16 protein-coding genes and 1 pseudogene are annotated in these 19,290 nt (G+C 59.1%); all 17 read left to right on the top strand.

What is annotated here, in order from left to right:
* Nucleotides 1-341: 341 nt before the first annotated feature.
* Complete coding sequence (locus ACX3OW_RS18965; RefSeq protein ID WP_459097350.1) at nucleotides 342-614, top strand: hypothetical protein; 273 nt, start codon at nucleotides 342-344, stop codon at nucleotides 612-614.
* Nucleotides 615-1,170: 556 nt separating this feature from the next.
* Nucleotides 1,171-2,010 carry a DUF1403 family protein gene (locus tag ACX3OW_RS18960; RefSeq protein WP_459097349.1) on the top strand — a complete coding sequence of 280 codons (840 nt, stop codon included), beginning with the start codon at nucleotides 1,171-1,173 and terminating at the stop codon, nucleotides 2,008-2,010.
* Between the two features lie 109 nt (nucleotides 2,011-2,119).
* Complete coding sequence (locus ACX3OW_RS18955; RefSeq protein WP_459097348.1) at nucleotides 2,120-2,887, top strand: IclR family transcriptional regulator; 768 nt, start codon at nucleotides 2,120-2,122, stop codon at nucleotides 2,885-2,887.
* A gap of 235 nt (nucleotides 2,888-3,122) precedes the next feature.
* On the top strand, nucleotides 3,123-3,698 hold the full coding sequence (locus ACX3OW_RS18950) for a tripartite tricarboxylate transporter substrate-binding protein (protein WP_459097383.1): 576 nt from the start codon (nucleotides 3,123-3,125) through the stop codon (nucleotides 3,696-3,698).
* A gap of 9 nt (nucleotides 3,699-3,707) precedes the next feature.
* On the top strand, nucleotides 3,708-4,223 hold the full coding sequence (locus tag ACX3OW_RS18945; RefSeq protein ID WP_459097347.1) for a tripartite tricarboxylate transporter TctB family protein: 516 nt from the start codon (nucleotides 3,708-3,710) through the stop codon (nucleotides 4,221-4,223).
* Complete coding sequence (locus ACX3OW_RS18940) at nucleotides 4,220-5,728, top strand: tripartite tricarboxylate transporter permease (RefSeq protein ID WP_459097346.1); 1,509 nt, start codon at nucleotides 4,220-4,222, stop codon at nucleotides 5,726-5,728. Before ACX3OW_RS18945 ends, ACX3OW_RS18940 begins: the two co-directional genes overlap by 4 nt.
* A gap of 610 nt (nucleotides 5,729-6,338) precedes the next feature.
* Entirely contained in the window at nucleotides 6,339-7,076 is a 738-nt protein-coding gene (locus ACX3OW_RS18935) for an SDR family NAD(P)-dependent oxidoreductase (RefSeq protein ID WP_459097345.1), read from the top strand.
* A 337-nt stretch (nucleotides 7,077-7,413) separates the two neighbouring features.
* Entirely contained in the window at nucleotides 7,414-8,472 is a 1,059-nt protein-coding gene (locus tag ACX3OW_RS18930) for an ABC transporter ATP-binding protein (protein ID WP_459097344.1), read from the top strand.
* Between the two features lie 49 nt (nucleotides 8,473-8,521).
* The gene (locus ACX3OW_RS18925; RefSeq protein ID WP_459097343.1) at nucleotides 8,522-9,625 is read left to right on the top strand and encodes a mandelate racemase/muconate lactonizing enzyme family protein; all 1,104 of its coding nucleotides are present in this window, start codon (nucleotides 8,522-8,524) and stop codon (nucleotides 9,623-9,625) included.
* 34 nt (nucleotides 9,626-9,659) lie between these two features.
* Nucleotides 9,660-10,898, top strand: coding sequence for an ABC transporter substrate-binding protein (locus tag ACX3OW_RS18920; protein ID WP_459097342.1), 1,239 nt, complete (start codon nucleotides 9,660-9,662; stop codon nucleotides 10,896-10,898).
* Between the two features lie 155 nt (nucleotides 10,899-11,053).
* Entirely contained in the window at nucleotides 11,054-11,998 is a 945-nt protein-coding gene (locus ACX3OW_RS18915) for a carbohydrate ABC transporter permease (protein ID WP_459097341.1), read from the top strand.
* A gap of 4 nt (nucleotides 11,999-12,002) precedes the next feature.
* The gene (locus ACX3OW_RS18910; RefSeq protein WP_459097340.1) at nucleotides 12,003-12,842 is read left to right on the top strand and encodes a carbohydrate ABC transporter permease; all 840 of its coding nucleotides are present in this window, start codon (nucleotides 12,003-12,005) and stop codon (nucleotides 12,840-12,842) included.
* A 148-nt stretch (nucleotides 12,843-12,990) separates the two neighbouring features.
* The gene (locus ACX3OW_RS18905) at nucleotides 12,991-14,220 is read left to right on the top strand and encodes an MFS transporter (protein ID WP_459097382.1); all 1,230 of its coding nucleotides are present in this window, start codon (nucleotides 12,991-12,993) and stop codon (nucleotides 14,218-14,220) included.
* A 126-nt stretch (nucleotides 14,221-14,346) separates the two neighbouring features.
* Nucleotides 14,347-15,429, top strand: coding sequence for a mandelate racemase/muconate lactonizing enzyme family protein (locus ACX3OW_RS18900; RefSeq protein WP_459097339.1), 1,083 nt, complete (start codon nucleotides 14,347-14,349; stop codon nucleotides 15,427-15,429).
* Between the two features lie 115 nt (nucleotides 15,430-15,544).
* Nucleotides 15,545-17,530 carry an alpha-ketoacid dehydrogenase subunit alpha/beta gene (locus ACX3OW_RS18895; RefSeq protein ID WP_459097338.1) on the top strand — a complete coding sequence of 662 codons (1,986 nt, stop codon included), beginning with the start codon at nucleotides 15,545-15,547 and terminating at the stop codon, nucleotides 17,528-17,530.
* Between the two features lie 35 nt (nucleotides 17,531-17,565).
* Nucleotides 17,566-18,171 carry a glutathione S-transferase gene (locus ACX3OW_RS18890; RefSeq protein WP_459097381.1) on the top strand — a complete coding sequence of 202 codons (606 nt, stop codon included), beginning with the start codon at nucleotides 17,566-17,568 and terminating at the stop codon, nucleotides 18,169-18,171.
* Between the two features lie 222 nt (nucleotides 18,172-18,393).
* Nucleotides 18,394-19,254 (top strand): annotated as a pseudogene (locus ACX3OW_RS18885) (MBL fold metallo-hydrolase); the annotation flags it as partial.
* Nucleotides 19,255-19,290 lie beyond the last annotated feature (36 nt).

The following is a 19,290-nucleotide window of genomic DNA, read 5'->3' as shown; positions in this document are numbered from 1 at the left end:
GGGAGCACACCTTGGCCAAGGAAATCCCTTTTAGCTTTGCTGTCGCCGGATCCAGAGAAGCCCAACGGTCGGCAATGTCGTTAAGGTAGCCTCAGTAGAATTTCCAAGCTCCCGGTTCGATGACCAGTCCCCAAGTTGGAAAGCGGATAACGCCATCCTCAAATGCCCCTTGGCAACAGCAAAGCCGTGACGATCCAACAGACTTTCAATTTCGCTTTAAGCCTCTCTGAAGTCCACACCAGGGTCGGTCGGCAACATTCGGGTTAGTGTTACCGTGTCACTTTCACGCCTGTTGACAGAACGCGTTCCAGTCAGGCGTATCGGATTCGCTTTCTGACCTTGTGATTTCAAAACCATTGAAGCGAAGGCCGGCGACGAACTTTTTCCAACTAGGGGTGCCTTGTGAGATCGACCTGATGTTCGAGCGGTTCGTATCGACGGAACGGGACGAGTCACCCGACATCGACGTCGCGAGCGGCCAAATACTTCAGGCAAACTTTTCCAAGATATCAATGTCGTCGTTTCCAGTCGCGGCGGGCCATTTGGCCAGGCCATTGATAGCTCTCTGCATGGTGGATGCCGTACAGTACCTAGTTACCTCCCCTTTCCAATAATCTTCATCCCATGCGAGCCAGCCTTCATGCCGGACTCTCCCGTTTGTCCAAACTGCAGGTGAAACTTTGATTGTACCTAGTGCAAGGTGATCGCCGGCGTGAAGCACCATTACAGTTCGGATTCCTCTAGGCGGGATTGGAAGGTTGTGGAGGCCACGCGCGTGCACATCTTCCATCCAGTCAGGAAGCAAGTAGAGGATAACTATCGGTATGCTTCCACGGAGATTGAACGTGCATTTAGGGTAGGGCCCTTCAGGGGGCGCACGAAACTGGAGAACCGCGAGGCAGTCTTCTGCACGCGCCCCTTCTATTCCAGCGAATCGCAAAGCCGATTGCATAGCGGGATGTGCTAACTCTTCTGTGATGACCAAACTCCAAACTTGTGGATGGCTTTGCGCAGCCGTGACTGACACTAACTTACCTTGTGCTTGATGAGCCCGAAAGTGAGCAACAGATGATAATGCAAGATTATCGGTCATTATAATTTGCCGACGGGCCAGGCGCATAATAGTGCATTCTATGGCGATAAGCGCCGTGGCGTGTTAGCCATCCCGGGATGAAAGCGCGCACTGATTTGCTGCCTGTTGATCCTCCGCTGGTGCCGAAAGTGCCGGTATGGGCGCGACCGCGTGGTGTGGTGTTGCACGATGCCGATGCGGCTTACGCTGCCGGTTCGGCCTTGAATTCGCTGGATAATCTGGTGCGCCAGGATTTTCCCTGGGCCGGTGTTTGGCGCCAGCGGCTGGCGCTGCAAAACGCTGCAGCTGCGGTGAATTTGACCGGTCGGCGCGAGGATGAATCCGCCCTGCGCGACACCCACTATTTGCGCGGCGCCGGTGACGACCCTGGCCCTGCGGGGCACGTCCTGATGGCCTGGCGCCGATTGGCCATCCGCACCACCGGGTGTGACCAAGAGTTGGTGCGTCCGGTCGTCGAACAGCATTTTGGCCTGCAGTGGGACGATGCCCTCACTGAGGTGTTGGCCAATGCGGAGGATATGGCGGTGTCAGCGCGGCCGGCGCCGGTGCTGGCGGCCGAGATGGCTGCCGCCGTCTATCGGGCCCGCCCCGATGCCGAACTTTTGGGGTTCTGGCTTGCCGACGTGCTGCTCGCCCAACAGTTCAGATGGCCCATTCCCGTGCCGCTGCTTATCGGGCAGGTGTCTTCGCCGGTCTTCAAATCGGGCGAACACCGCAAGCGCATCCGGCCGGGAGGCGAAGGCAGGGGCAGGGCGGTATTCTCAGCCTACGCGACGGCCGCAGCGGAGGCTTGCGATCTCGGTATTGAGCTGGCACAACGCGCGGCAACTACCCCCTTTAAGTTCGAGCGGCGCCGGTCCTGCCGGCGCCCGTTTCGGCAGGGGCCGTTTGATCGGCAACACCTGCGTGAGAGCTAGTGCACAAATCACGTAGATGGTGTTTAAGGTACTAACAGGAAGCTTGAAACGTGCCTTGCCCGCGTCGTAGCACGGGCTGGCGGTAACCAAAACGCTGGAGCGATGAAACGTGTCAGATGACGTGGCCGTGGCCGAGAAGGTCGATAAGCCAAGGGTACAGACCGCCGCCCGCACCTGCCATCTGCTCATCGCGGTCGCCAATGCGGGACCCCAGGGCATAGCCGCCAAGCGGCTGAGCGAAATACTCGCGATTCCCCGACAGGTGGTCTACCACCTCATTCATACCCTTATTGCCGTCGGCATGCTGCGCAAGGCCACGGCCGGTTCCTATGTACTGGGTCTGGCAGCTGCGCCGATTGCCCACGCCTTCCGCCAGCAGTTGTCGTCCAAGGACTTCCTGGTGGACTACGCCAACGAGGCTGCGCGCGTAACGGGCGAGACGGCCTACGTCGGGGGATGGCTGGATGGCGAGGTTGTGGTGTTCGCCTCCCGTCGCGGCAGCGCCGCGATCACCGCCTCGACCACGCCCGAAGGCAAGATCGGCGATGGCCATGCCCGCGCGACCGGCAAGCTGCTGCTGGCCATGAGTGCCCCCGACGAGATCGACGAGTATCTGACCCGGCACCCTATTAGGCCGCTGACGACCAACACGCTCAAGACCCGTGCTGAGCTGCGGGAACAACTGGAGACGATCCGCGAGACCTATATCTCGTTCGATCGGGAAGAATATGCCTTGGGCTTGTCATGCCTGGCCGTGCCGCTCGGTCCGGTGCCGGCACAGCTGGTTCTCAGTATATCGGCGCCCACCGAGCGCTTCCTCGAGCGCGCTGACTGGTATGTCGCGACACTGCGCGACATTGCATCGCGGACAAGCTAAGGCAGCGCCAGCCTATTCTCCCAACCCATATGAGAGCAGTTCGGCCTGTGCTTAAAGGACCGGGTGGTGGAGGGGCTGGCCTTCGGTGGGCAGTTCAACCAGTGGCCGACTGCGTACTTCAGTGACGTAGGCCGCACGACGGCCGGGGACGAAGGCCAGATTGGTGGGCTTTGACCCGTTCAAGGCAATCTTCGACCATCTTACCCGCCCTGTCTAGGACCACCAGATTGCCTTGGTGGTGAGCAACGACTCCGGCATCGAGTCCGTCGAAGATCTTGTCAAACTTGCCGCCGAGCGGCCGATCGTGGTCGGTCTGCCTGGGTCTCTCGGCAACGTCGCCTACCTTTCGGGCTCGATGCTCGAAGCGGCGGGGGAAGTGCAGCTCAACTATGTGCCCTTTAGCGGCGGTGCGCCGGCGCGACTGGCCTTGCTTGGTGGCCACGTTTCGGTGGCACTGCTGTCCACGATCGAAGTGTATTCCGATGCCCGCTCGGGATCGCTCAAGATCCTGGCAACGACGGGTGTCGAACGCTCGCCCTTGACGCCGGACGTCCCCACCATGAAGGAGCTCGGCTATGAGGTCGAAATCGGGTCGCTGGCCGGTTTTGCCGCTCCCGCCGGTCTGCCCGATGACATCAGAGCCAAGCTCAGCGAAGCCTTCGTGAGCGCGCTCAGCGACCCGGGCTATATCAAGGAAGCCACCGAGCGCGAGCTGGCCGTGGCCCCAATGGACGCCGACGCGTTTACGACGGCCCTGAACAGCTATTTCGAAACCGTCCAAGGGCTGTGGGCCGCAAAGCCCTGGAAATAACGCCGATCATTGATTTTTCCTGAAAACATAGCCGCAGCATCGTCCATCAAGGCGATGGTGCGGGCAAAGGAGGCGCGGGTGGAGCGACTGTCACTCGGGCGAGAAGATATTCTCGCTGGCACAATATTCCTTGCGGTTGGGATCGCGATGATTGTTTTTTCGAGCGATCTTTCAATAGGTTCGAGCTTTCAGCCAGGCTCAAGATACTTCCCGCTTGCCGTCGGGGTACTGCTGTCTACGTCGGGTGCGTTTGTGTTGCTGAACGATCTGATCCGGCGCCATTCCAAGGCGGTCCAGTTTCCCGCTTTGCGTCCTTTCCTGATTATTGTCGGCATCGTGCTCTTCGGCCTGACCATCGAGCGGCTGGGCTTCATCGTCAGTTCCACCATCCTTACGACTTCAACTTATGCGGCCTTCGGGAAAATCAAGATAATCGAGCTCATCGCCGTAAGTATGGCGCTCACCGTATTCTGTATTTTGGTATTTGTTATCGGTATCGGGGTTAGGATGCCCTTGCTCCCATGATTGACCTGTTTGCCAATCTCCAAGTCGGCTTTGCGTCCGCCGTTACGCCGATCAACCTGCTGTACTGCCTGGTCGGGGTCAGCCTGGGCACCATCATCGGCGTGTTGCCGGGTATCGGACCCTCTGCAACCTTCGCGTTGCTGCTTCCCCTGACTTACTCCATGCCCGATACCGCCGCATTGATCATGCTGGCGGGCATCTACTATGGCGCGCTCTATGGCGGCTCCACCACCGCGATCCTGGTAAACCTTCCCGGGGAAGCGTCGTCGGTGATCGCCTGCATGGACGGGAATGCCATGGCCAAGAAGGGCCAGGCCGGTGTTGCCCTAGCGCTGGCGGCGATAGGCTCATTTATTGCCGGCACCATCGCTACAGCGCTCGTGGCCTTCGTGGCCAAGCCGTTATCTTCAATAGCGCTGCTGTTCGGGCCTGCCGATTACACCAGCCTGGTCGTGCTGGGGTTGCTTTTTGCAGTCATGCTTTCGGGCAGTTCGCCGATCAAGTCGATCGCCATGGCCCTATTGGGCATTGCCCTTAGCCTGATCGGCATCGATACCACGTCAGGCGAGCTACGATACACGTTTGGTATTCCACAGCTCTATGACGGCCTGGACTTCGTGGTCGTCGCCATTGGCCTGTTTGGCGTGAGCGAAATCCTGCTTAACCTGCAAGGGGAAACCAAGGCTACCGTGTCGGTCAAAACCGGCCGACTCTTGCCGAGCTGGGCGCAGCTCAAACAAACCCTGCCATCAATGCTACGCGGCACCGCTCTAGGATCGTTTCTGGGAGTGCTGCCAGGAGGCGGAGCCACCATGGCTTCGTTTGCCAGCTATGTGCTGGAGCGTAAGCTTTCCAAGCATCCAGAGCAATTCGGCCATGGTGCGCCAGAAGGTCTGGCCGGCCCGGAAAGTGCCAACAATGCGGCAGCGCAACTCTCCTTCGTACCGCTTCTGACTCTGGGCATCCCGTCGAACGGGCTTATGGCGCTGATGGTGGGTGCGATGATGATCCAGGGCATCACGCCCGGCCCGGAAGTTATCACGCAGCGTCCGGACCTGTTCTGGGGCCTCATCGCCAGCATGTGGATCGGCAACCTGCTTCTGCTCGTGCTCAACCTCCCGCTGGTGGGACTATGGATCAAGCTGCTCAGCATACCGTATCGGTTCCTGGGACCGGCCATCATCATGTTCTGCCTGGTAGGTGCCTACAGTATTTCGTATAATACGATGGATGTCTTTATCTGTGCGATATTCGGCATCCTGGGCTTCGTGCTGAAGAAAGCGGGCTGTGAGCTGACCCCGCTGATCCTTGGATTTATTCTTGGTCCGCTGCTGGAGGAGAATTATAGGCTAAGCCTGCTGATCTCCATGGGCGATTATTCGACGTTCTTCACCAGCCCGCGCAGCCTGACATTCCTAATCCTGTCTACGGCATTCATCGTCATGATGTGCCTGCCTCTAGTGCTCAAGCGTCGTGCGGCGGTGTTTGAGGGCACCGAGGATTAGCACGCAATACGGCCGGCCGCTGCTGGCGGACGGCGGGCGGGCTTCAGAAACGGTGCTCGCGCTTTGGGCGTGAGCACCAGAGAGACCGGTGCAGCGGTAGTGTGGGGAACTTAGGTGGGCGTAAAGCCTGCGCGCGCCGTCCCACATCAATCACCCAGGCGACCCGTTCGGGGGTGGATCCCGGCGCCGCTGATGACCATCGGCACGGGACCAGCGCGATAGGGCGCAAGCGCCAGATTGTCACTTTCTACGTAAATGGACCAAGGCAGACCGATTCACCGCAGCGGCGATCCACGCCTTCGAGCCGATTCGCCAGGTAGACCCATACAGACCGAAGCAGTCATGTAGCGGGCGCCTCCACAATTAGTCGTAGGCGGTTTCAGTCGGTTCCGGCCCGAAGTCGTCGTTGCCGGTTGCGGCAATGCGTAGAAGAGGTGTTTCGGGGGCTGGTCGCGCCTGAAAATGACGCGATTTATATATAAGACAAGTAATTTCTAGCATCATAATATGATGGAGGCCTTTGTATTTGACACGCCTCAGATGCAAGTTTAAGTGTGGCCGTGTTAGAAGCAAATATGTGCTCACAATCTATATGGGAGTTGGAACATAAATGGATGGCCGCAATGCATTTGTTACCGGCGGTGCTGGTGGAATCGGTTTCGCAACCGCTCAGGCTCTTTCCAAGCGTGGCGCCCGCGTCGTGCTGGCAGACCTCGATCTGGAGAGTGCAAAAACCAAGGCAGCCGAACTGACCAGCAGTGGTGGAAAAGCGGACGCGGTGCAGCTCGACGTATCGGATCGTGAACGTTGCAATGTAGTCGCTCAGGAACTGGTCGAAAAATACGGCCCTTTTTCGATGGTCGTCAACAATGCCGGCACGAGTGGTCCGGCCCGCCTGGGCGATCCGGATTCGCCGGCACAGTGGGACCGCAGCATCAGCGTGAACCTCACCGGCACGTTCAACGTGACGTCGGCATTTCTCGCCGGGCTGAAGGAAACCAAGGGTGCAATTGTCAACGTGGCATCCATTACCGCGTTCACCAGCGGCTTTTCGCAGGCTGGTTACACCGCATCCAAAGGCGGCGTTCGTTCACTGACGCAGGTTATGTGCCGGGAGCTGTCGTCCTTCGGCGTTCGCGTCAATGGAGTGGCCCCGGGCTATATCGACACGGCAATGGGCGGAAAAAGCGTTGCGCACCTGGCGCAATGGCTGGAATTCCACTGCCCAATGAACCGACATGGTCGTCCGGAGGAAGTCGCCGCGGTTATCGCATTCTTGTGCTCCGATGAGGCAAGCTTTGTGACTGGTACAACAGTCCCGGTCGACGGCGGGTACCTCGCGATCTGATTTCGACTTGGGCAAGCGCGCCAAGTTCGGGGCTGCTCTGGCGATCTTCATTTCAAGCGGTAGCGTTTTTCAAATTTTAGAGCATAGTTGCCAATAAAATTCGAGTGCCCGGGCAGAATAGAAGTATAGCTAAGCTGTCCGGGCGCATTTACGAAGAAAAGTATGCAATGATATTGCAATTCATGTCATTGGAAACTTGTAGCAACTTGAACCCACATTTGATGATCCGTTATATATTTGACACAAATAGCCCGACCATATAGGGCATTACTGTCATATTGCTGATAACAACATCAGTAGTTGCAATGTACCCGTTGTTTAGTCTGGGAGGATATCGGTGGCACCGGTCACAATTTCTGCAGTCAAGAAATCATACGGCTCGCATCCCGTACTGCGTGGCGTTTTCGTCGACATAGAGGATGGCGAGTTCGTAACGTTAGTCGGTCCTTCCGGTTGCGGAAAATCGACCTTGTTGCGCATGATTGCCGGTCTTGAAGATATTACGAGCGGTGACATTTCAATTGGAGAGAAGGTCGTTAACGACTTGCCGCCGAAGGATCGCGATATCGCGATGGTCTTCCAGAGCTATGCTCTCTACCCGCACATGACTGTCGCCGATAACATGGGCTTCTCCCTAAAGCTCAAGGGGGCCACGCAGGCAGCCAAGCAGGCTCAGGTCCGCGCAGCGGCAGACATCTTGGGGCTGGAGGCCCTGTTGGACCGCTATCCAAGGCAATTGTCCGGTGGTCAACGCCAGCGCGTCGCGATGGGTCGCGCGATTGTGCGTGACCCGGCGGTTTTCCTGTTCGACGAGCCCTTGTCCAACCTTGATGCCAAGCTCCGCGTCCAGATGCGCGCCGAAATTAAGGCGCTGCACCAGCGGTTGCGGACAACGACCGTCTATGTGACCCACGATCAGATCGAGGCCATGACAATGGCCGACAAGATCGTGGTCATGCGCGATGGCGTCATCGAGCAGGTGGGCAAGCCCCTCGAGCTTTACGACTTTCCACGCAATACGTTCGTTGCCGGCTTCATCGGCTCGCCCGCCATGAACATGGTCAGCGGCAGCATCGAGGCCAGCGGGTTCGTTACGGAAGACGGAACGGTCTTGCCGCTGCCAACAGAAGCGCAGCGCCATTCTGGGACCCGCGCAATCTATGGCGTCCGGCCGGAATCCGTTGTGATCGGCGACGGCGGCGTTGCTGGCCTGGTCGAACTGATCGAGCCCACTGGTGCGGAAACCCAGGTTTTCATTCGGATCGGCAAGCAAACAATTAACGGGATATCCCGCGAACGGCTCAACTTCGTGCCTGGGGACCATGTCAACTTCTCAGTGGACGTGAAAAAGGTCCACCTATTTGACGCCCAGTCCGATCTTAGACTGGATCTTTAGATTATTCCCAAGGGAGTTTGTAATTGATCTGCGTAATTTGGAGGATTCTATGGTCGACGACGGTCGAGTAATCAAGAAGATATTTGCAGCGGAATGCGTGATACCATTGCAGCGTCCGGTTGTATTTAAGGGGCGCCGGATCGAGGCGCGCAAAGGGGTCGCGCTAAGGCTGGAAACTGCCGACGGCACCATCGGCGAATATTATTCTGGAACTCGGGGTACGCCCCTGTTGTCTATCCTTGAACTGCTGGCCCCGGAATATCTGGGTGCCGATTCAACGATGATCGCGCAGTTGGCGCACGATGTGGGGCATGCCCATGTCAGCGGCAAACCCATTCTGATGCACGCGCTCAGCGTCTTTGACGTCGCGCTATGGGATATCGCGGCAAAGTCCAGCGGCCTGCCGCTTTTCAAGATGCTGGGCGGGCTGCGCAAGCAGGTCCCGATGATGCTGGTTGCCGGTTACTATCTCAATGAACGGACCATCGACGACGTCAGAGACGAAGTCGCCAGGTACGTCGACGCGGGCTACGCCCAGGTCAAAATCAACCTCTCGGGCAAGGATCCCGCTTTCGACAAAAAATATGTCGAGGCCTGCATGAAGGTTGCCGAAGGAAAGCTCTCGGCCGATGCGCACTGGAGCTGGATTTCGCTTGGGGAGGCCCTGGCCACCTGCACCCAGATCGACGACTTGGGCCTGCGCTTCATCGAGGATCCGTTCGGCGTTCAGGAGATCGACATGACCGCAACACTGCAGTCGCAGTTGCGGACCCCGATCGCCTATGGTGAGGACATGACCAACATCTATGCCCTGGAAAAGGGCAAGTTCCGCGTCTTCCGCCTGGGGCCAAGCGCCTGCGGTGGGGTCACCGGCTCGGTCAGTGCCCTCAATCTGGCTCGGGCCGCCGGATGCACGGTGATGCCGCATGTGGAAACCCTGCTTAACGGGCAATTGGCTGGGGCGTCGCGTGCCATCGAGGCTGTCGAAATGCTTGGCGATAGCACGGCTTCCGGCTCGGCCGGCCTTAACCGAAAGGGTCCCAATATAGTCGACGGCATGCTGCACCTGGATGAGGAACCAGGGATCGGCGTGCAACTCGATTGGGACGTTGTCGGGAAGTACACAGTGAAGAACTTTATTCTGGAAGTTTAGTTTCCAGTCGTTTGTCAATTAGGGAGGGAAGAACATGGAACTAAATCGCCGTAAATTCTTGGTCGGATCGTCCGCAGCCTTGGCTGTCACGCAGTTTGGACTTCCGGCCTACGCCGCCGAAAGCCTGAACTACTGGCATCATTTTACCAGCCAAACCGAGATTGCCGGCCTTGAAGCCGTGATCCAGGCGTTTCACGCCAAGTATCCGGAAATTAGCTTGCAACACGAAACCATTCCACTGCCGGAATATCTGGCCAAGATTACCAATGCTGTGATCGCCAACGCGCGCGCAGACACCTGCATGATCCAGGAAAACAATGCCGCCGACATGCTGGCATTGGGCGCGGCACTTGACATTTCGGACCGCATCCAGGCAGCCGGTTTCTACGACAATTACGCTCCAAAGGTGTGGGATGGTGTCACCCGGGACGGCAAGCAGTATGCCGTGCCGTTCGCTTCCATGGTCACCCAGGCCTTCTATCGCAAGGACCGCTTCGACGAGCTCGGGTTGACCCCGCCGACCAATTTCGAGGAATTCGTCGAAGTGGCGGCCAAGCTGACCGATCCGAGCAAGGACCAGTATGGTTTCTGCATGCGTGGCGGCGCCGGCGGCGACGGCTTCGTGATTATGATAATGCAGGCCTTCGGCAACAAGATTGTCGAGGACGGTAAGATGGCGCTCGACAAGGCAAAGGTCGTCGCGGCGCTTGATTGGTATTCCAGCCTTTATACCAAACACAAGGTTTGCCAGCCGAGCGCACCGGCAGACAGCTTCGGGCAGATTTTCCAGAGCTTTAAAACCGGCAATACCTCGATGATCTGGTATCACACCGGCGCCACCAAGGAGTTTGTCGATGCTCTGGGTCGCGACAAGATCGGCACGGCGCTGGTGCCGAAGGGACCGGAAGCGCACGCCATTCCGATGACCAATCTTTATACGTCCATGATGAGCGATCGTAACCCTGACCTGGCTTGGAAATGGCTGGAATTCTGGGCGACGCCTGAAGCCGCGCTGGCCCTGTTCAACCAGAACGGGCACTACCCAGCCAACCAGGAACTGGCCAAGCTCCCCGAAATCGCCAACAACGAACTCTATGCCTCCGCTCCTGAAGGCTACGAGAAGGGAACGCAGACCCTGTCCTTCCCCGGTCAGACCCCGTGGCGCATGACTGTGGTCCTGCCTGAGTTCCAGAAGCTGCTGCTTGGGCTGACAACGCCCGAAGACGCAGCTGATGCGATGATCCGTGGTCTGGAAAGCGCCCTGGCGAGCTAAGACGGCCCACGGTCGATCTTATCGCCTTCAACGACACGAGCACTGTCTTCCGCGCGTCCCTGTGACGTGCGGAGCAGGTCGGTGCTTTCTCATTCGACGCTGTGCTGACGAGCCGGGACACCCTTCTCGTTCCGCTTGTATGACAGGAGCAAACGATGACTATGACGCCTGCCACCATCCGTAGCTACACGCCTTTCTTGCGACCGCTGTCGAAAGTAATCGGCTTCATCGAAGGCAAGCGGTGGCCTTTCGTCTTCCTGATACCGAGCATGGTGATCATTGGCATCATCATCCTTTTTCCAATTTTCTGGGGCTTCAGCCTCAGCATTCGCGAAATGCACCTTACCCGACCCGACAAGGGCCAGGATTTTGTAGGGCTCAAGCACTTCATCCGCATCGCCACCGACCCGTTGTTCTGGCTTGCCTTGGGCAATACGGTGAAATGGGTGGTCGGCGCCGTTCTTGGTGAGCTGGTTCTGGGCCTGGCGGCCGCCTTGCTGCTGAACCGGTCGCTGCCGGGGTTCAAGTTCCTTGGCATCATCATGCTGCTGCCCTGGATGCTGCCGAATATCGTGGCCGCACACATGTGGGCTGTGATGCTCGATTCTCGTATTGGCATCATCAACGACATCTTGGTGTATCTGGGCATTATCGGCCAGGCCAAGGCGTGGTTTGCCGATCCGAGCACTGCCATGTGGACTGCCCTCGTCGTCGAGATTTGGCACGGATTCCCATTCTTCACCCTGCTTCTGCTGGCAGGCCTGCAAGGCATTCCCAACGAACTCTACGAAGCGGCGCGCTGCGACGGCGCCACGAGACGGCAGCAGTTTGCCTTTGTGACGATGCCCATGCTCAAGACGATGATCGTCGCCACGGTTATCCTGCGGGTCATCGCATTGATGAACTCGCCGGACATCCTGCTGATCCTGACCGGTGGCGGCCCCGCCCTGTCGACGATGGTGCTATCGCTCTACGCCTACCAGGAGGCAAGGCTGAACTTTGACTTCGGGTATGCGAGCGCCCTGACGACCGTCATGTTCTTTATCCTTCTGGTGTTTAGCTATACTTACGTCAGATACTCCAGAATCATGAAGGACTAGCATCATGTCAGTTAAACGAAGCAAAATTCTTAGCAATATTGCTAGCTATCTCGCTGCTGCACTTTTGATGGTGTTCGCGCTGTTTCCGCTGATGTGGTCTTTCCTGCTCTCGTTCCAGTCGGAAAGCGATATTCTGGATGGCATCATGCGGTTCTCCCCGCTGGAGTGGACAGCCTCGCATTATCAAAACGTCTGGGTACGCGGGGATTATCCGCGACTCCTGGGCAACAGTGCGATGTCCACCGGTCTGACGGTACTGATCTGCCTGTGCGGCGGCGTGCTGGCCAGCTACGCCCTATCCCGCGGACAATTCCGCGGGCGAAACGAAACGATGATGTTCTATCTGCTGGTCCGTATGGTGCCGTCCATCATGCTGGTCATTCCGATGTTCATCATCTTGCGCAGCCTCAATTTGCTCGACTCCACAGTGGGGCTGTCGATCGCCTATTCCGCGCTGTTGCTGCCGGTGTTCATCTGGATGATGAAAGGGTTCTTTGATGGAGTTCCGGCCGAGCTTGATGAATCGGCGCGTATCGACGGTTGCACCCGGGCCGGCGCGTTGTGGCGGATAGTGCTTCCCGTCGTAAAAGGCGGCTTGGTGGCGTCTGCCGTGTTCATCGCTATCGCGGCGTGGAACGACTACCTGATTGCCCTGCTCATGACCTCGAGCACCGGCAGCCGCACTTGGCCGGTCGGACTGCAGATGCTGGTAGGACAGTTCCAGCTTCCATGGGGCAGTCTCGCGGCGGGGGGCATGATCAGTATTCTGCCGGTGGCCATCCTATTCGCCCTGTTCCAACGCCTGATGGTCAAGGGCCTGACGGCCGGTGCGGTCAAGGGGTAGTCCAGCGCCCGCAAATTCCGGCGGCGTCTCCCAGCTTGCTGTGGAGATGGCGTCAGTCGACACAGCTTTTCACTGTCGGCAGCCACAGCCGGAGCCCGGATTTAGTCTTATTCTTTCATCACCAGCTTCTCACAGGCAATGTTTTTTGATGTCCAGCGAAACCAAAGTCAGCCGCAACATCGTGGTCCTAGCACTGGCCCAAACCCTGGGCGGCTCCAATGGTCCGGTGATCATTTCGCTCGGTGGCCTGGTGGGGGAAAAGCTGTCAGGCGACGGCGCCATTGCCACCCTGCCGGTGAGTCTTTACAACCTCGGTTTGGCGCTTGGTACCGTCCCGGCCGCGATGGTCATGCGCCGCTATGGCCGGCGTTCCGGCTATTTTTTTGGCGCCGTCATTGGCGCCGTGGCCGGGATCGTTTCCACGGTCGGGGTGATGACGGCCTCGTTCCTGGTCTTTTGCCTTGGCACCATGCTGTCCGGCTTTTATGCAGCCTATATCCAAAGCTACCGCTTTGCGGCCACCGATGGACTCGATGGTCCGAGAAAGAGCAGAGCCATCTCGGCAGTGATGATCGGTGGACTTGCGGCAGCCATTCTCGGCCCGCAATTGGTGATCTGGACGGGAAATAGCATTCCCGGAGTACCGTTTGCCGGCAGCTTCATCGGCCAAGCGGCACTCGCTTTGATGGCAGTCCCCATCATCCTCCTGTTTCGCTCACCCGATAAAACCGCGGCGGGGCACCTAAACACCGCGTCGACCGGTCGCCCGCTGCGCGAGATAATCCTGACCCCTGGTTATGCTCTGGCGGTGCTGGTGGGCATGGTCTCTTATGGCCTGATGACCTTTGTCATGACGGCTGCGCCCCTGGCCATGGTTCATACCGGCCACTCGATGGACCATGCCGCCTTGGGTATTCAATGGCATGTGCTGGCGATGTTCGGCCCCAGCTTTTTCACCGGTCGCCTGATGGTGCGTTTCGGCAAGGAGCGTGTCGCCGCGGCGGGCCTGCTCATCATGGGGACATCGGCGCTTGTCGCCCTTTCAGGACTCGATCTGGCTCATTTCTGGATTTCGTTGTTTCTGTTGGGCGTGGGTTGGAACTTTGGTTTCCTGGGCGCCACGGCGATGGTGACCGACTACCACACACCGCAGGAACGCTCCAAGGCGCAGGGCGCCAACGACTTCATCGTGTTTGGCACGGTGGCCCTGGCCTCGTTTACGTCAGGAGCGCTACTGAACTCGTCCGGCTGGCTTTCGCTGAACTGGATCGTGCTGCCCGCCGTGGCCATCGTCCTGGTGCCACTGGTCTGGCGGAGTGCGAGGCGCGGCCCAGTTACCCGCCCGGTCGCGGCCTTTGGCGATGTGTCCAAGAGGTGAACCCATGAAAACAGGTCGCCAGTGGGGCAGGCCGGTAGGTCCTTGCTTAAGGTTTAGCCGGAAACACGGGGTTTCCGGCACAGGCATGACGTTTAGACGCACAGATAGTTCGATAGAGGGAAGAACATGATCGTCAGCAAAATTCACGGGATTGAATGCTCTGTCCCCCCCGTCGATATTCCCTACGGGACGCAGCGCGAACGAACCTACTTCGTTCTGCGGCTAGAAACGGACGATGGCATAGTGGGGGCGGCGATCACCCGGCCGAACGGCACGCCCGTGCTCGATTTCATCAAGATGGCGGCGCCCCATTACCTGAAATCCGACCCGGCGCTGCGTCGGGCAACGACCGCCAAATACGAGAAGTCTTTCAGGCCCAACGCTATTGCCCTGCAACCGGTGATCAGCCTGTTCGACGTCGCTTTGTGGGACATTGCCGCTAAGCAGGCGCAGTTGCCGCTCTACGGCATGTTGGGCGGCCATGCGAACAAAGTGCCGGCAATGCCCATGATCGGATCGCACATGGACAGCAGGGACATCGACAGTCTGGCCGATGAGGCCAAGGAGTTAATGGACCAAGGGTTCACGCGGTTCAAATTGCCGATAAACGGCGACATCGAGACCGAATACACGTACCTTGAACGGCTCGTCCCCCTTGTGAAGGGCCATATGAGCGTCGACTACCATTGGGCTTTTGGCACGTTCAATGCGGCGCTCAAGGCTTGTCGTAGCATCGACGATTTTGGGCTGCAGTTCATCGAAGATCCGTTCCCGGCGCACCTGGTGGATATGACCTGCCGGTTGCAGGGGAAGTTGAAGACCCCGCTGGCGGCCGGCGAAGACATGACCGCTATCAGCGAAATTCAGCGCGCCGTCACCGAATTGGGCCTTTTTCGCCTGGATGCGACGCGGTGCGGTGGCGTTTCCGGTGCCATTAGGGCGATGAGCTTGGTGGAAGCTGCAGGTTGTACCGCTCTGCCTCTGACCTCTCCGGAGCTGCACGCTCAGCTGGCCGGCGCGTTTTCCGCGATTGAAGCCATCGAATTCATTCACCGCGGAAATATGGCGACTCCCCAGACCATCCTGAAGCGGCCCCTGACCTACTCGGACGGCCACGCGGTGCTGAGCGACGAGCCAGGAGCAGGCTGGTCATTCGATTGGGACCGGGTAGAGGCCTGCGCGATCAACAAGGTGGAGCTTCTGGCTTAACTGTCCGGAACGGCACCCACGTAATCGCGTCCTCCAGCGTAGGGCGATATCATCCACGGCACCGACGCGTGCCTGATCGCTTGCAAGAGCAACAACAATGACAAAGCAGGACATAATGGCAACGACGACCAATTCATTTCAGATCGATGTGTTCAGGAGGGCGGCCTTCATCCGGGCGTTTGAGGCCAAGGCGATGGACCTATCGGCGGCCAAGCCACCCGTGATCAACGGTTCGGTGCATTTTTGTGCCGGTCAAGAAGTGGTGCCGGTCGCTACGATCGCCGCACTTCGCGACGACGACCAGATCATCTGCACCTATAGAGGCCACGGCTGGGCCATTGCTTCGGATCTCGATCCGACCTCGCTGATGGCAGAACTGTGCCACCGCGAAGGAGGAGTCAACGGAGGTCGCGGCGGCTCGGCGCTGATCGCGGCGCCACACACCAGATTTGTGGGTGAGAATTCCATCGTCGGCGCCGGCACCACCATTGCCTGCGGCGTCGCCATCGCCAACACGCTGCGCGATACGGGAAGGGTAGTGATCGTCACCATCGGCGACGGAGCGATGAATCAGGGTTCTGTCCACGAAGCCTTCGCCTTTGCGGCAGCGCGAAAGCTGCCCGTCATCTTCGTCGTCGAGAACAACGGCTGGTCGGAGCTGACCGCGACATCGGACATGTTCGCGATCGATCGCCTTTCCATGCGGGCCCGCGGCTACGGCATGCCGGGGGCAACGATTTCGGGAACCGATCCTGTTGCCGTGCGGGACAGCATTGCAGCAGCAGCCGAGCACGCGCGGAACGGAAACGGGCCGAGTCTGCTGGAATTCAAGGTGCCGCGGTTGTGGGGCCACTATAATCGGGACATCCAGCACTATCGCTCCAAATCCGACCGCGAAGCGGCAGAGGCAAACGATCCGCTGCTCACCATGCGGCCGGGACTGCTGGAGCAGGGTTTCACCGATGCGGATCTGGACAAGGTCGTCGCTGAAGAGGCGAGCCGTGTCGAGGCCATCGTCGAGCGTGTGGTTGCTCTGCCGCCCGCCAATGCTGCGCAGGCGGCAGACCATGTGGTCTCGACCATTCCCGAGGTTCAGGTCAACGAGGTCGAACGTCAGACCCTGAGCGGCATCGAAGCGGTCAACCTGGCGCTCAAGACGGAACTTCAAAACGATCAAGACGTGATCTTCTTCGGCGAAGACGTCGGCAAGGCCGGGGGCATCTTCGGAGCCGCCCGCAACCTGCAACGCGAGTTCGGCGAGCACCGGGTCTTCGATACGCCGATTGCAGAAAACGCTATTCTGGGCAGCGCCGTCGGCGCCGCCATATCCGGGCTGCGCCCGGTGGTCGAGATTATGTGGGCCGACTTCATCTTCGTGGCGCTCGACCAGTTGGTCAACCAAGCGGCGAACGTGCGCTATCTCAGCCAGGGCAAGACCAGCGCCCCGCTGACCGTGCGCACCCAGCAGGGCGCGACACCCGGCTCGTGTCCCCAGCATGCTCAGTCCATCGAAGCCATTCTCGCACACATTCCCGGGCTAAAGGTCGCGGTGACCAGCAACGCCAACGACAACTACGCAGTGCTTCGCGCCGCTATTCGCGACAACGATCCCTGTGTCGTCATCGAGGCGCGCGAGGGCTATCAGACCAAGTCCGAGGTCATCATCACCGACGAGGCGGAGGCTGTTGGTAAGGCCAAGCTCAAGCGCGAGGGCAAGGACGTCACGATCGTCTCCTGGGGCATGATGGTCAACAAGGCCCTGCAGGCTGCTGAACAGCTTGCGACCGAGGGGATCGAAGCAACGGTGCTGGACCTGCGGTGGCTGTCGCCGCTCGACGAAACGGCGCTTCGGGCAGCCGTCGACGCATCCAACGGCAATGTCATCGTGGCCCACGAAGCCACCAGAACTGGTGGCTTTGGCGCCGAGATCGTGGCGCGCGTCCTTGAATACCGCTCTGCGGATGGCCGGCCGATCAATATTCGCCGCGTCGCGACCCCTGATGTTCGTATCCCGGCATCGGCCGAACTGCAGCAGGCGCTCATCCCTTCGCCGGACGACCTCGTCGACGAGGTGCGCAGCTTGCTGAAACGGTCGAAATGAACAACCCTATTCTCAGTCTGGATACAAACATGGTTTTGGACCTTTTTTATGCAATCACCTCGCCCTACGTGCGTAAGGTGATGATCTGTGCCCACGAGCTGGGGGTTGCAGGCCAGCTCAAGCTGCTTCCCGCCGCCCCCCATCCCGTCAATCGGGACGCCACCATCCAGCCGGTCAATCCGTTGGGCAAGATTCCGGCGGCGCGGACCGACGACGGCCTTTTCCTCTTCGACAGCCGGGTGATCTGCGAATATCTCGATGCCCGCTTCAACGGTACGATCTTTCCCAAGACCGGTGCCGAACGCTGGCAGGCGCTGACGCGGCAGGCTCTGGCCGACGGCCTGCTTGATGCCGCGCTGCTCCATCGCTACGAAATGGTGGGCCGCCCGGCCAACCTGCAATGGGAGGAATGGCGCGCCGGCCAGCACAGCAAGGTCGTGGATGCCCTGATAAGCATGGACGAACAGGTGGGCGAGTTCGGTGCAACCTTCGACATCGGCACCATCACCTTCGCCGCCGCGCTCGGTTACCTGGACTTCCGATTTGCCGACTTTGACTGGCGCAAGGATCATCCTCGATTGAGAGACTGGTTTGCCAAGATTTCAGATCGGCCATCTGTCTCCGTAACCGTTCCGAAGTGAGCTTGTGAGCCGCATTTGCAGGTCGGGAAGGTCGATGTTCACCGCGCGACGAAGCGAGGTGGCGATAATCTCCCGGCCCGCAAACGCTCGGTCGCGGCATTCTGGCCTCAGTTGCCAGGACGTTAGCGATATCGCCTTCGTCGCGGCGCGCCAAAAGCCATGGGCCGGGGCGCGCAACCCGCTTTTAGCACGCAAGATGCAGCCATGACCGACCCTATCCAGCCTGATGTCAGCGTATTTTTCGATCCGGCGACGTTCTCGCTTCAATATGTCGTTGCTGATCCGGTCGCGCGGGCCTGCGCCATTATCGATCCGGTCTGGGACTATGACGAACGCTCGGGAAATCTGGCGACGCGCAATGCTGACGCGATCCTTGCCCATTGTGCTGCGCGAGACTACCGGGTGGAGTGGATCATCGACACGCACCCCCATGCCGACCATCTTTCGGCATCCCAGTATCTCAAGTCAAAAACCGGGGCGCGCACCGCGACCGGAGCAACGGTCACGGCCGTACAACGACTTTGGAAAGACTTCTACAACTGGTCCGACCTCGCCGTTGACGGCTCCCAGTGGGACAAGCTGTTCGAGGACGGGGAGACTTTCACGCTGGGCAGCCTGGCGGCCCGCGCCCTGCATTCGCCCGGTCACACGCTGGCTTCGACCACCTTCATCATCGGCGATGCCGCCTTCATCCACGATACATTGTTCATGCCCGACAGCGGCACGGCGCGCACCGACTTTCCAGGCGGATCCGCTCGCGCGCTCTATCGCTCCATAGTCGGGTTGCTGGCGCTGCCAGACGACACAAGGCTCTTTACCGGGCACGATTACCAGCCTGGCGGCCGCGAGGTGCTCTGGCTAAGCACACCGGCTGAGCAGCGTGGGAAAAATCCGCACCTGCGGAGCGATGAAGACGCCTTTGTGGCGATCCGCGAGCAACGCGACGGCACGCTTCCCATGCCCCGGCTGATCCTGCATGCTCTACAGGTCAACATTGCTGGCGGACGTTTGCCGCCCCCGGAAAGCAATGGCCGCCATTATATCCGTTTGCCCCTCGGCCTGTTTCCAGACGCGCCATGGTAACCGGCTTTTTCACCGCGGATGATCTCATGGCCAGGC

The organism is Devosia sp. A449, assembly GCF_054489375.1.
Note: the sequence above shows the minus strand (reverse complement) of the source record. Positions and strands in the feature narration are given on the sequence as shown.

What these genes read in the sequence shown, in the direction of transcription:
- ACX3OW_RS18960 (WP_459097349.1), top strand. Translation starts at nt 1,171, where the DNA reads ATGAAAGCGCGCACTGATTTGCTGCCTGTTGATCCTCCGCTGGTGCCG.
- ACX3OW_RS18900 (WP_459097339.1), top strand. Translation starts at nt 14,347, where the DNA reads ATGATCGTCAGCAAAATTCACGGGATTGAATGCTCTGTCCCCCCCGTC.
- ACX3OW_RS18905 (WP_459097382.1), top strand. Translation starts at nt 12,991, where the DNA reads ATGTCCAGCGAAACCAAAGTCAGCCGCAACATCGTGGTCCTAGCACTG.
- ACX3OW_RS18915 (WP_459097341.1), top strand. Translation starts at nt 11,054, where the DNA reads ATGACTATGACGCCTGCCACCATCCGTAGCTACACGCCTTTCTTGCGA.
- ACX3OW_RS18935 (WP_459097345.1), top strand. Translation starts at nt 6,339, where the DNA reads ATGGATGGCCGCAATGCATTTGTTACCGGCGGTGCTGGTGGAATCGGT.
- ACX3OW_RS18940 (WP_459097346.1), top strand. Translation starts at nt 4,220, where the DNA reads ATGATTGACCTGTTTGCCAATCTCCAAGTCGGCTTTGCGTCCGCCGTT.
- ACX3OW_RS18895 (WP_459097338.1), top strand. Translation starts at nt 15,545, where the DNA reads ATGGCAACGACGACCAATTCATTTCAGATCGATGTGTTCAGGAGGGCG.
- ACX3OW_RS18925 (WP_459097343.1), top strand. Translation starts at nt 8,522, where the DNA reads ATGGTCGACGACGGTCGAGTAATCAAGAAGATATTTGCAGCGGAATGC.
- ACX3OW_RS18920 (WP_459097342.1), top strand. Translation starts at nt 9,660, where the DNA reads ATGGAACTAAATCGCCGTAAATTCTTGGTCGGATCGTCCGCAGCCTTG.
- ACX3OW_RS18910 (WP_459097340.1), top strand. Translation starts at nt 12,003, where the DNA reads ATGTCAGTTAAACGAAGCAAAATTCTTAGCAATATTGCTAGCTATCTC.